The sequence below is a fragment of the Paenibacillus sp. FSL K6-1318 genome (genome assembly GCF_037976905.1).
Taxonomy (GTDB): Bacteria; Bacillota; Bacilli; order Paenibacillales; family Paenibacillaceae; genus Paenibacillus; species Paenibacillus amylolyticus_A.
In genome coordinates, this window is the sequence record NZ_CP150270.1 from 283,591 (window position 1) to 296,905 (window position 13,315).

At 47.7% G+C, this 13,315-nt stretch carries 9 protein-coding genes; 6 read left to right on the forward strand and 3 right to left on the reverse strand.

Annotated elements, in window-relative coordinates:
* The first annotated feature begins 243 nt into the window (after positions 1-243).
* The 4 genes from NYE45_RS01300 to NYE45_RS01315 all read left to right on the forward strand — a co-directional run bounded on the left by NYE45_RS01300 (position 244) and on the right by NYE45_RS01315 (position 5,629).
* Positions 244-1,077, forward strand: coding sequence for a PRD domain-containing protein (locus NYE45_RS01300; RefSeq protein WP_340015274.1), 834 nt, complete (start codon positions 244-246; stop codon positions 1,075-1,077).
* A 151-nt stretch (positions 1,078-1,228) separates the two neighbouring features.
* Positions 1,229-3,157 (forward strand): beta-glucoside-specific PTS transporter subunit IIABC, encoded by a 1,929-nt coding sequence (locus NYE45_RS01305; protein WP_340015275.1) that lies wholly within the window; start codon positions 1,229-1,231, stop codon positions 3,155-3,157.
* 48 nt (positions 3,158-3,205) lie between these two features.
* On the forward strand, positions 3,206-4,663 hold the full coding sequence (locus NYE45_RS01310; RefSeq protein ID WP_340015276.1) for a family 1 glycosylhydrolase: 1,458 nt from the start codon (positions 3,206-3,208) through the stop codon (positions 4,661-4,663).
* A gap of 6 nt (positions 4,664-4,669) precedes the next feature.
* Entirely contained in the window at positions 4,670-5,629 is a 960-nt protein-coding gene (locus NYE45_RS01315; RefSeq protein ID WP_340015277.1) for a 2-keto-3-deoxygluconate permease, read from the forward strand.
* A 105-nt stretch (positions 5,630-5,734) separates the two neighbouring features.
* Here NYE45_RS01315 and NYE45_RS01320 read toward each other — a convergent pair whose 3' ends face one another.
* Entirely contained in the window at positions 5,735-6,418 is a 684-nt protein-coding gene (locus NYE45_RS01320; protein WP_340015278.1) for a type 1 glutamine amidotransferase domain-containing protein, read from the reverse strand.
* A 320-nt stretch (positions 6,419-6,738) separates the two neighbouring features.
* Here NYE45_RS01320 and NYE45_RS01325 point away from each other — a divergent pair, with 320 nt between their 5' ends.
* Positions 6,739-7,263 (forward strand): hypothetical protein, encoded by a 525-nt coding sequence (locus NYE45_RS01325; protein WP_340015279.1) that lies wholly within the window; start codon positions 6,739-6,741, stop codon positions 7,261-7,263.
* Between the two features lie 145 nt (positions 7,264-7,408).
* On the opposite strand, the gene NYE45_RS01330 is transcribed toward NYE45_RS01325, so the two are convergent.
* Both NYE45_RS01330 and NYE45_RS01335 read right to left on the reverse strand, forming a co-directional pair.
* Positions 7,409-10,429 carry a DEAD/DEAH box helicase gene (locus NYE45_RS01330; protein WP_340017288.1) on the reverse strand — a complete coding sequence of 1,007 codons (3,021 nt, stop codon included), beginning with the start codon at positions 10,427-10,429 and terminating at the stop codon, positions 7,409-7,411.
* A gap of 5 nt (positions 10,430-10,434) precedes the next feature.
* A complete protein-coding gene (locus tag NYE45_RS01335) occupies positions 10,435-12,210 on the reverse strand; it encodes an SWIM zinc finger family protein (protein ID WP_340015280.1) in 1,776 nt (591 codons plus the stop codon).
* A 283-nt stretch (positions 12,211-12,493) separates the two neighbouring features.
* Between NYE45_RS01335 and NYE45_RS01340 the strand changes: the two genes are divergently transcribed.
* Positions 12,494-13,312, forward strand: coding sequence for an endonuclease/exonuclease/phosphatase family protein (locus tag NYE45_RS01340; RefSeq protein WP_340015281.1), 819 nt, complete (start codon positions 12,494-12,496; stop codon positions 13,310-13,312).
* Positions 13,313-13,315 lie beyond the last annotated feature (3 nt).

Genomic DNA, 13,315 nt, shown 5'->3' on the forward strand with positions numbered 1-13,315 from the left:
GCACCTTTACCCACGTGTCTGTCTGTGAATACACAATTCTTTCATTGTACCATAGCGCATTACTTTTTTCATCTGCTTTACAGAGGCATGTATTCCCTAACAAAGGAGGATTGACATTCTTGTGAACAGGCCTATAATAATACATATATTCATAACACGGACTGTTACTGGGCGAACCAGGCATGACCGAATTCGATTATTTAACTGTAATCGCTTTCGGTCTTTTTTTATTTTCATCTGGGGGTGAGGACATTGAAGGTTATTAAGAAAGTGAATAACAACGTGGCGATTGCCATTAATGATAACAATGAAGAAGTATTTGTCGTAGGTAAAGGGGTAGGATTTCTGAAAACGCCCTATGAGCTGACAGAGACGGACTTGGTAGAGAAAATTTTCGTAGCACCGAAAAATATCCGTATGTATGACCTGCTGAACAGTATTCCGATTGAGGATATATATCTCGCTGAGGAAGTGATTAAGCTAGGCAGTCAGATTCTGAATAAACAATTTAACCCGAACCTGCTTCTCACCCTGTCCGACCATATCAGTTTTGCATTAACCAGAACCAGAGAAGGCATCAGTATCAAAAATCCGCTGGAATGGGAAGTGCGGACACTCTATCCGGACGAGACCCGGGTGGGGGAGGCTGCGCTGAAGCTGATACAGGAGCAAACGAATCTGGCTTTGCCGACAGCCGAAACGACGCTGATTGCTCTTCACTTTGTCAATGCACAGGTTGGCTCGGGAGAAATGACGGATACGACCAAGGTAACCACAGTTACAGGTGAAATTCTATCCGTGATCAAATATGCTCTCAAAATTGATTTTCAGGAAGACTCCATTCACTTTATGCGATTTGCGACACATATCAGATATTTCATTATGCGGCAGATGAGCGGTAAATCGCTCAAAGACGAGAATGAATCGCTGTTCCTAATGGTGAAGGAGAAGTTCCCGAAGGAACTCGCTTGTGTGGAGAAGATTGCTTATTTTCTGAAAAACAATTACGGCTGGACCTGTTCGGATGATGAAAAATTATATCTGATTCTGCATATCCAACGATTAATCTCGAACTAACCAATTGAGTGAACCAGTGAAAGAACTAACCGAATAATCCATATTGGACTGTTACTGATTCGATCAGGCATGACCAAGCGTAGGGAATGACGATTCCCCGGCTTGGTCATTTTTTATATAACCATTTCAGTAGATGTAGAGGAGAAGGGTCATGAACAACAAAGACTTGGCTAAAAACGTACTTGATCTTGTTGGCGGCGAGCAAAATATATCGGGTCTGACGCACTGTGCAACCCGTTTGAGATTCGTATTGAAGGATGATAACAAAGCAGATCTCAAAGCGCTGGATCAGCTCGAAGGCGTGCTCAAGGCACAAAATTCCGGTGGACAGATTCAGGTTGTCATCGGTGCAAAGGTAGATGCAGTCTACAGTGAAGTGAGGAATTTAACTTCTGACCAGATTGGCGAGCTTACGGAGTCTACAGACAGTGGACCGAAAAAGAGACGCAACCCCGTCAATGTCGTACTTGAAACCATCGCAGGTATATTCACACCTGTTCTGCCAGCACTTGTTGGTTGCGGGATGATCAAGTGTTTGGCTACCGTAATAACTGCAATGGGATATCTGGAAGGCTCCGGTTTCCTGACGATCATTAACATGATCGGGGACTGTATTTTCTACTTCATGCCGTTCTTCCTGGCTGTTAGTGCAGCAAATCGTTTCAAAACCAATCCCTATTTGGCTGTAGCTCTTGCTGCGGGACTAATGCATCCAACTATTTTGAACGCTGCGGCTCTGATTGCTGAGACGGGTGTAAACAGTATTGATTTTCTCGGCATGCCGATTCTGTTGATGAAATATTCCTCTTCCGTCATTCCAATCATTTTGGCGGTATGGATTATGAGTTATGTGTATCCGATCGTTAACCGAGTGATTCCCAAGTTTCTACAGGTCCTGCTGACCCCAATGATTGTTTTGTTCATTATGATTCCTCTGGAATTAATAGTGCTTGGCCCAGTAGGATCATATATCGGTGACTGGTTGACCAATGGCATTAACTCATTGTTCTCAACCGCAGGTGTTCTTGCTGGTGCAATTCTTGGATTTTTCAAACCGATTATGGTCATGTTCGGTATGCACTATGCCATCATGCCGATTCAAGTTCAACAAGTGGCTACACTGGGTGCAACCGTGCTGTTACCAACGGCACTGGCGGCAAATTTGGCTCAGGCTGGAGCAGCCTTCGGTGTGTTTGTACTGACGAAGAGTAAAACGATGAAATCAGCGGCTGCTTCGAGTGGATTCACGGCTTTGTTCGGGATTACCGAGCCGGCGATCTATGGTGTAACGCTGAAATACAAACGTCCCTTTTTCGCAGGTTGCCTGGCAGGTGGATTAGTCGGTGGATTCTACAGTTTGGTGCATACAACAGCCAATGCAATTTCACTTCCAGGTGTATTGGCAATTGGCACGTATACATCTGATCGTTACATGTATGTTGTTATTGGTTGTATTGCCGCAGTTGTACTCGGGTTTGTGTTCACGCTGTTGGCTGGCATCAAGGAAGATACAGATGTGAATAAATCGAAGCAGCAAGCTACTAATAAAGTAAATAGCAATCAGACAGTCGTTGCCTCAGAGGTAACTCCAGCATCCGTATCATCACAGACATCCACATCTTCTGACATGCTTATCGTTAGTCCAATGACAGGGGAGATCAAACCCATCTCTGAGGTAGAAGATCAGGCATTTGCCCAAGAGTTGATGGGTAAAGGCATTGCAATCGTTCCGACAGATGGCAAGGTATACGCTCCATTTGACGGAGTAGTCGAGGCGCTTTATCGCACCAAACACGCCATCGGTTTGAAGGCAGCGAATGGTGTCGAGATCCTGATTCATATCGGTGTGGATACCGTCAGCCTGAAAGGGAAATATTTTAACGCCCATATCGAACAGGGACAGACAATCAAGGCTGGCGATTTATTGGTGGAGTTTGATCCAGAAGGCATTACTTCAGCAGGTTATAACACCATTACATCGATTGTGGTAACCAACATGCAACAGTATGGAGACGTACTGACCACAGCGACCAGCGGCCCGATCCGGGAGAGTGAAGCTTTAATTAAGCTGATCCCATAAAACTTGTATTAAGACCTTAATAACACGTAATAACAGGAGGAAACTAAAATGACCAATTCTAATTTTCCAAAAGATTTTCTATGGGGAGGCGCACTATCTGCCTGTCAGGCAGAGGGAGCTTATGATGTGGATGGCAAGAGCTTGACCATTCCAGAAGTGATGAAGTTTAACGAGAAGAACGACCGCAAGGTGACCAAGCAGATCCGGGTTAATTGGGAGATGATTGAAGAGGCCAGGAATGACCCGGATACCGTGAAATATCCGAAGCGCCGGGGGATCGATTTTTATCATAACTTCCGTGAGGATATTGCCTTGTTCGCCGAGATGGGATTCAAAGTCTTCCGTTATTCCATTTCATGGGCCAGAGTATTTCCAGGTGGCGACGATGCCGCTCCGAACGAAAAGGCACTAGAGTTCTATGATCAGGTGATTGATGAATGTTTAAAACAGGGAATGGAGCCCCTGATTACCATCAGCCACTTTGATACGCCAATTGTACTGATGGACAAGTTCGGAGGATGGTATAACCGCAAGTTGATCGATCTGTATGTAAACTATTGTGATGTACTGTTTAATCGCTACAAGGGCAAAGTGAAATATTGGGTGACGTTCAACGAGATCAACATGAGCGTGAAAGCATCGGCGAAGACGCTGGGAATCATTGATTATGACGCTCCGAATTATGAAGAAATGTTGTTCCAAGGGCTGCATCATCAATTTGTAGCTGCGTCCAGAGCAACCAAGATGGCTCATGAGATTGATCCGAATAACCAGATCGGAAGTATGGTGGCTTATTTTACAACATATCCTTACACTTGCAAGCCAGAGGACGCACTTCAGATGCAGCAGGATGATCAGATGAAAAATCAGTTTTATCTGGATGTGCTTAATAAAGGGGATTATCCGTACTATAGTAAAACGTATTTCAAAAACAAGGAGATCCAGTTGAACATCGAGGATGGCGATCTGGATAGCATTCGCGCACATACGGCTGACTTCGTGGGGATGTCGTATTACAACTCGATGATTTCCAGCAGTGATACAGAGCAGCTCGAACTAACGGCAGGCAATGTACACAGTGTATATAAAAACCCGCATCTGCCCGCTAACGAGTGGGGTTGGCAGATTGATCCGATTGGCCTGCGTTATACGCTTAATCTCGTCTATGATCGGTATCAAAAACCTGTCTTCATTCTGGAGAACAGCTCGGGCTTTTACGATAAGTTAAATGAAGACGGAACGATCAACGATCCATACCGGATTGATTTCCTGAGCAAACATATCGAACAGATGGGACTCGCCATTGCTGATGGGGTCGAGGTGTTGGGGTACACGATGTGGGGACCCATCGACATGATCAGTTCAGGGACTTCCGAGATGAGCAAACGGTACGGATTTATCTACGTGGATCAGGATGACTATGGCAATGGTACGCTGAAAAGATATCGTAAGGATTCCTTCTTCTGGTATCAGAATGTGATCCGTACCAACGGAGCAGAACTGTAACACACCATGAACATTCTGGGTCGTATCAAAAAAATCCCCGGCGGCTTGCTGATCGTTCCCATGCTGGCCGCTGCGGTCATCAACACGATTTTCCCTTCGTTCTTTCAGATCGGAGATCCAACGACAGCACTATTCACATCGAAAGGTACCATGGTGTTGATCGGCATGATTTTACTGATATCAGGAACACAGCTTAACTTGTCACAGCTTCTGGTGACTTTGAAGAGAGCAGGGGTGCTCTGTATTTCACGTATCCTCATCAGCTGCCTGTTCGGATGGGCGTTTGTACACTTTTTTGGCATAAGTGGGGTCGGGGGAGTTTCTGCGGTAGCCTTCATTGCCGTTCTGACCAGTTGTAATCCGGGATTATATCTGGCCTTGATGAACACGTACGGAGATGATGTGGATCGTGCTGCGTTTGGTATTCTGAATCTGATCGCCGTACCGGTTATTCCGGTCATGATATTGAATTCGGCAAGTGGCGTCGGTATCGATTATCTCAGTGTACTTGCTACGCTAGTACCTTTCTTGATCGGGATACTGCTTGGTAACCTGGATAGCAACATCCAGAAGATGTTTGCTCCGGGAACACTGATTCTGCTGCCTTTCCTGGGTACGAGCTTTGGGTCCAATATTGATCTGCGTATTGCATTTCAGTCCAGTCTGTCCGGCTTGCTGGTCACAGTGTTATTTTTGCTGATCTGCATGCTGCCACTCATTGTAATCGATCGCACGATATTAAGACGGCCCGGTTACGCTGCGGCTGCAACATGTTCGGTTGCTGGATTGTCCATGGTGGTGCCTTCGATGGCTGCCGGGTTCAATCCGGCGTATGCGCCATATGTGGACACAGCTATCGCTCAGATTGCCTTTGCTGTGATCCTGACGTCGGTTACCGTACCTTATATCGTGAAGCGTTTGGCTGGAACAACAGCGACGGAAGCTTCTGCATCAACAAATCACTAGAAAAAAACAGCATGTGTTCTGTCAGGTCATGACGGATCACGTGCTGTTTTGCTTTGTACATCTATATGATCTCCTGGGGGGAGAAGAGGGGTCGATCGGTTTATTTTACAGACCCAGCAGTTGTTTCACACTTTCAGCTACCGCTTTGCTGGATTGCGGATTCTGTCCGGTGACCACGCGGCCATCTGTTGTGACATAGGAGCTGAAGGCAGTAGCCTTATCATATTGTGCAGCGCGTTCTCTCAAAGCATCTTCCAGCAGGAAAGGAACATACTCGGTTTGTTGAGCCAATGCTTCTTCTTCATTCGTGAAGCCGGAAACGGTTTTGTCGTTGATCAAAAGCAGACCATTGGACAGTTTCACGTTCAACAGGGCTGTAACCCCGTGGCACACGCCGGATACAACGCCACCTTTTTCATAGATTTCACGAGAAAGCTCTTGAAGTTCGGCATTGTCCGGGAAATCCCACATCGTACCGTGACCGCCTGTGAAGTAGATCGCATCGTAGTCACTCGCGTTTACTTCGCTAGGTTTCAACGTATTTTTCAATTGGTTCATGAACGTTTCGTTCTCGAAATAGGCTTTGGTGCTCTCATCCAGAGAATCGCCGAGACTTTTCGGATCAAGAGGTACGTTACCACCTTTAGGGCTAACCAGATCGATTTGAACATTTTCATTATGATCAAACTCTTCAATAAAGTGAGTTGCTTCGCTCAGCCACAAGCCGGTAGGCTCGTCCTTCGTTGCGTATTGATCCACATTTGTTAGAACAACCAATATTTTTTTCATATAAAAACCTCCCGTAAAGTATATGACATTCATTTATATTTAATATCACAAAATTAAATTGTGTAAAATCTATTATCAATAGTAACATAACCATTTTCTAAAGTAAAATCATGAACGTATCGTCGTTCTCCAATCTGACTTTTAAACGTAGGAGAAAGAACAACGTGGTGGTAAGTATGCTCCTTAAGAATGCACTTTTACTTATAATGCCCTGTTTATTTTACTCATATTGTAAGCGGAGGTAGGCGTGTGTAAGGGATCTCGAAATTAATTCAAATTTGAAGTTAATTTGATTGAACAACTAGTACTTTTGATTTAGAATGACGGAAGATACCAACAAAAATCTGGTACATATTACATATGGACTCGGAGGAACAGTCATGAAACGTTCAGGTAAATTTTTCGCTTCATCCGTAGTTGCTGCTGTCGCTGCAGTATCTATCGTCTCTTCAGCTTCAGCGAGCACAGTTTCCGTCTCCAATATCTCTGGCGTAACACCTATTAACTTTAGCAGTATGGATATCGAAACAGCTTTGATGATGGTCCAACAAGAACGTACCAAATTACTGGATGCACAATTGCAAACGCAAATTCAGGAGGTACAGAACCGTAATCAACAGATCGCGGATTTGAACGCTCAATTGCAGATAGCCCAGCAAAACGGGGATGAAGCAGCTGTTCAAAAGCTGAAAGGCCAAATTGATGCTGCGAGCAATTCCCAACAGATGGACATGCTTCGTCTGCAGTCCATGTCCAACAAGCGCAATGAAGCGTTTGATGTCATGACGAACTTTATCAAAAAAATGCAGGATTCAAGATCATCCATCATCGGTAACATGCGTTAAGAACGGATAATTGACTGCAACAATACAAAAAGAGCGAAGCCGGAATTCAAATTCCGAAACTTCGCTCTTTTTGTATTTCTTTTATGATATATCACATCTAATCCGGGTGTGGCCCCAGTCTTTATACTGCTTTCTTCAATCCAAGTTAGCCCGACCAGTCACGACGCCGTGTGAACAGATCCTTCAGCTCGTCTGTCGACAATTCCGTAATCCAGTTCTCGGAGCTTGTGATGATGTTATCGCTAAGCTGCTGTTTGCTCTCCAACATCTCGTCGATCCGCTCCTCCAGTGTGCCAAGAGAGATGAACTTATGCACCTGAACATCCTTGGTCTGACCCATCCGGTAAGCCCGGTCGGTGGCTTGATTCTCAACAGCGGGGTTCCACCAGCGGTCAAAGTGGAAGACGTGATTGGCTGCCGTCAGATTTAAACCCACGCCGCCTGCCTTGATGGACAGAATGAAGACGGAAGGCTGCTTGTCCTCAGGCAATGTGCGGGATTGGAATTCCTCAATCATACGATCCCGCCCCGTTTTGGATGTTCCGCCATGCAGATACAGCACAGGCTCCTGCAACTCCTGACGTAGTACCTGTTGCAGCATCTGACCCATCCCGATGTACTGGGTGAAAATAAGGCATCGCTCGCCCTCATCCCGCAACTCGCGGACAAGCTCCATCAGTCGTTCCAGCTTCGCGGATCGACTGATCAGCATCGCCATATCCTGCGGGCTGTACACGTCATAAGCAGATGTCAATGCGCCGTCTTCGGGCAGTTCCTCTGGCAAGGCTTCTTTGGTCAGCAGCAGAGGGTGATCACACAGCTGTTTGAGCTGGGTTAACGCCGATAGAATTGCGCCTTTGCGCTTAATGCCTTCCAGTTCTTTCATTTTATCCATCAGGGCCTGTACGGACTGGTCATACAATGCACTTTGTTCGCCCGTAAGGTGAATGTAAGTTTTCATCTCGTTTTTGTCCGGCAGATCAAGCTGGATATTCGGATCTTTTTTCTTCCGGCGCAGCATGAACGGTTTCACTAATTGCTGCAGATCCTGCATCCGTTGCTCATCCTTATCCTTCTCTATGGCACTGATAAAGCGAGTCTGGAATGCCCTTGCACTGCCCAGATATCCTGGATTGGTAAAATCATAGATCGACCACAGCTCGGACAACCGATTCTCAATTGGTGTGCCTGTCATGGCAATGCGGTGTTTCGCCGGGAAACTGCGAACAGCCAGGGACTGCTTGGTCTGAGCATTCTTAATATTCTGCGCTTCATCGAGACAGATGCATGACCACGTATAAGTCTGCAACATTTCCTGATCCAGTGTAGCCGTAGCAAAAGATGTGATAATAATGTCCACCTGCTCCGTCTGCTCCCGGAATTCTTCCCCGCTTAATCGGCGTGCTCCGTAATGCAGGCTGACATGAATGGAAGGCGCGAAGCGGCTAATCTCCTTTTGCCAGTTGCCCAGTACGGAAGTCGGACAGATCAGAAGTGCCGGAGCTTGTCCCGGCTTACGTGGTTCATGTTCTTTGATGTGTAACAGATACGTGATGAACTGAATGGTTTTCCCAAGACCCATATCATCGGCAAGACATGCCCCAAGTCCGAATCTGCGCAGGAAACCAAGCCATGCAAAACCTTCCTTCTGATACGATCGCAGCTCGGCATGAAGCCCTGTCGGGATGGGCAGAGAAGGCGCACCGCCTTGTCCACCTCCGAGTTGTGCGATAACCCGATTCAGGTGTTCGTTAAGTTCAACCTCCAGCCGGATGTTCTCATTAGCCTGCGGTTGCTCTTCCTCCTCGGATTGTTGTCCTTCCTTCCATTTCTGGTTGCGGTATTCGCGCTGCTCATTGTGCAGCAGATGCAAGTGCAGAATATCCTGAAATGAGAGTCCCTGTTCCCGATCTACACCGCCCATGGCACGACGTATCTGTTCCAGCAGGTCGGGGTCGAGAGGAACCCATTCTCCGCGGAAGCGAACCAATCGTTCATTACGGGCAACAAGGTCGGCGAATTCATCTTCGCTGAGATCCGTGTCACCAATCGCAATTCGCCAGTCAAAATGAATAATCGAGTCCAGTCCAAAGAACGACTGGCCTCGCTCACTGCCTTCCTCCGGTTGCACCTTAGCGCGCAGCTTTGGCTTCTTCTTACGTGCTGCTTCCCACCAACCTGGAAGTAGGACTTGCCAGCCCGCCGCCAGTAACCTGCCGCTATCCTGCGTCAGGAACTGCCAGGCTTCCTGATCTCCCAAAGGGTCACTCAGTACATCCCGTCTGCCGCTAATGGAACCTCCAAGACGCGGCAGATGTGCACGAAGCTGATCCAGCCATCCGGCGGAGCGATCCAGAATGAACGGTGTCCATACCTCGGGCCATTCCCCTTCAAGCCTGCCGCGTGAATCCAGCATGACGGGCACCAATACGGCGGCATCCAGCTTGTTCTGCAATACCAATCGCAGACGCCAAGATGGTTCATCTTCGTCTGGCTCCTGCAACTGCAGCATGGGTCTGAATGGTGCGGCATCTGCTTTCCAGCCAATGGATACGAGCCAGGACTGGGCATCCATTCCGGCTGTCTTAGGGAGAGTCCCACGCTCTGGGAACAACTGCGGGAATTCACGCCGCAGATCGGTTGCCGCTTCCTCCGAACTATACCAGCGCTGGAATACGGCAGCAGAGTAGGTCGCCCCGAGTCCCTCGGCATAGCTCTCGTCCGTTTGCTGAATCGCTTTGGTAAGCGATGCTCGATCCTGCTTTTTCAAGTTGTCCGGGTCCCAGGTCCACTGAAGCTGTCCTGCACGGTAGGCTTCAAAGCTGGGCACGTATTTGCGTTTCTCAATGGAGGCTGCGAGGGCTGGAGCCAATCGAATCAGATGTTCCGCTTGCTCGTCCCACTTCCATTCAATATGAAGCAGCGTATGCATCTCGGCGAAGAAGGGAATGACTTCTTCCGCAGGCAGAACAACCAGCTCAATCTCCTCAATCTGCCGAACTTCCAGTTCGGTGCCGTAGAAGGAAGGCACATGCCAGGCGAATAACCGCTGCTTAAGCGACTGTCCCGATACAAAGTGGTGCGTGTTGAGTGCTCCGTAAAATAAAGCATCGCCATATCCGGTTAAAGCGACGTGAACCTCAATCGTTTCAGTGTAAGGATGAATTAAGCTCATGAGATCAGTTTACCTTTCCGAAGCTCTTCCTGCAGGGCGCGCAGCCGACTGTTACGAACGGCGAGTGTGGTGATGAATTGCTCCCAGTGCGCTTCTTGCTTCAACTTTTTATAGATTTTGGAGAGGCGTTTCAGCAGCTTCACCGCTGCTTTGTATCCGTCCCTGTTCTTGTGTCCGATATAACGCTCCACCGCCTGGTGATAGAAGGGGAGCAGTAGTTCAGGTGCATCTTTTTCAATCGGTTGCAGTACTGCTACGCGAAATTCGAGAGGCTCCGTCCCTGTGCTCAGCTGAAAATCAATCCACCTGCGCCACTGACCACGAGAATGCATGGCATCTTCATAAGCAGGGCGGGAGTGGGGAAGCATGCTGACAAGCGTGTCCCACATGCGGTTCTCTGCATCCGGCAGATGTTGAATGGCCGTGTCCCACAGATGCATGTAATCATTCAAAGGTGTGTTACGCCGATTCGCCAGAAGGGGGCCAAGTTGTACCAACCAATCCCCAAGCCGATTCCATTCAGCCGAATCTGTGAGTACATGGAGAAAATGCAACAGATGTTCTGGCGGGATGCCATAGGCGGAGCTTCCATGGACGAGTCGTTGCCATGCCTGATCATCCTGCCCCAAATGGAAGTACATCCAGCTCTGGGCGAGTACCAGTGGTAAGGGGAGTGTTACAGCTTTGCTCGTTCTCTCACTACTACTTCCATTACTTTGAGCACCACCCAAGACACTTTCACCTGACGGGGAAGGTGTCGAAGCGGCGATTATACCGCGCTCTATATTATTTAAGATAGCCTGTTCCGATGCTAGCATGTCCGGCGCACCTTGAAGCTCAGGCACAATCCAGTTCAACCATAGTTGTCGATAGATCGGCGTGAAGAACATCATGTTTGCCGTCTCAGACATCATATGTGTACGTAAATAGGCCGAGGTTTCGGCCAGTCTGTTCCAATGTTGCTCAAGCTTTTTCCCCTTTAGACCCGACAGGTCTAGCTGATGGTTAAAGATCCGATCGATGCCTTTCAGAAGTGCATCCACCGCCAGCTGGGCAGGGTAGCTCAAGTACACGGGGGTATGCGTAATTGAATTACGGGCCGGAGGCACGCAGAATCGGATGAGGTACAGCTGTACATGCAGTTCAAAAAGTTGGTCCATCGCAGCAGACAGCCTTGGCTTAATGGCATATAGCTCGTCCGTTGCTTCCTGCACGTAGGATGTGTTTGCTGTGCCGGTACCCAGCCGTCTCAGAGAGGAGTGAAATAGCTCATGCCATTCCGAGATTCCAAGATCGGCCAGCTCTGTTGCACGCTCCTTAATCTGGCTGTATTGGTTAACCGGAACATCCATATCCTGCTGTTCATCGGCATCTGCATAGCTGGATGGTCCTGCGGCCATGGCCCCAACGGGTTTGGTTGTTTGTTTAAGGGCGGTACTGGAGTGCGCATTCACAATCGCATGCACAGGTCGCTCCAGTTGCTCGGCATAACTCATCAATACAGCAGTCATATGTTTGCATAGGGAACTCACCGGACAGGTACAATGACTGGTAGACAGAGATTGCATGCTAAGGGTGACCTCATACTCTTCCGATCCTTGTACAACGGCCGAGATCCCTTGTTGTTCGGAATAGGTTAATGGTCCGACACGTTTCTGTTTATAATATTGGAATCCACGCATGATCGTCAGGTTATTAAAATGCTCCGCAACCTGCCTGATCAACTGTTGCCACTGCGCATCATCCATCCTCATGTTATTCGGTATGTTCATCATTCCATCTCCTGGGGTAAACATAGGTTCAGTAATCACCACGTCTATAACGTTATGTTGTGAATTTAATGTATCCATCATATCAGTTATGAGCCACTCCGTGCATGGGTTATGAAGAATTTGAAGTTATTTTAGACCAACAGGAATCAGGATGAACACGTCGGTTCTGATAGCAGACGGAATGCATGATTGCACCATATTGTGTATGCTTATGGTATGTATTCCTTTCAGGAACGATGCAGGCCGGGGAAACGGCCATACTACACACAACAGGAGAGAGCATATGAAAATACTTACGTTAAACACACACGCTTGGGCGGAAGAGAATCAACTGAACAAGATCAGTCAGCTGGCTGATTTTATCAATACACATCAATTCGACGTGATTTCCATGCAGGAGGTCAACCAATCCATGCAGGAAGCGGCGCTTTCTCAGGAAGAACTGAAGATGTATTATGCTACTGAATCGGATGCTGTGATTAAAAAAGATAACTATGCCTACGTCCTGCTCCAGCAGTTGACCGAGCAATATTACTGGACGTGGATTAACGCGCATGTCGGGTTCCAAAAATACGACGAAGGACTGGCGATCCTTAGCCGGACGCCGATTAAGCAGGCTTTTGGAGAATACGTGTCCCACATGCGGGATTATAACAATTACCGTACGCGCAAAATGGTTGGGATTGAGACGGTCGTCCAAGGGGAAGCAACCTGGTTTGTAAATGGACACTACAACTGGTGGGATGATGCGCAGGAACCGTTCAAGGGCCAGTGGGAAATGACGGAGAGCAAGCTTGCCCCCTACATGAATCAGCCGTTATATATGATGGGTGATTTCAATAATGTCGCGGAAGTGCGTGGGGAAGGCTATGATTACATGATGAGCAAAGGCTGGAACGACCTGTACACCACAGCATTGCAAAAGGATGACGGAGCAACCGTGGTGAAGGCCATTGCCGGCTGGGCAGATAACAAACGCGATCTGCGGATCGATTATATTTTCTCCAATCGTCCAATCCAGGCCAAGTCTTCCACCGTGGTCTTGAACGGTAAAAACGGACCTGTCGTGTCAGACCATTTTGGCGTCGCTGTAGAGATATAACAG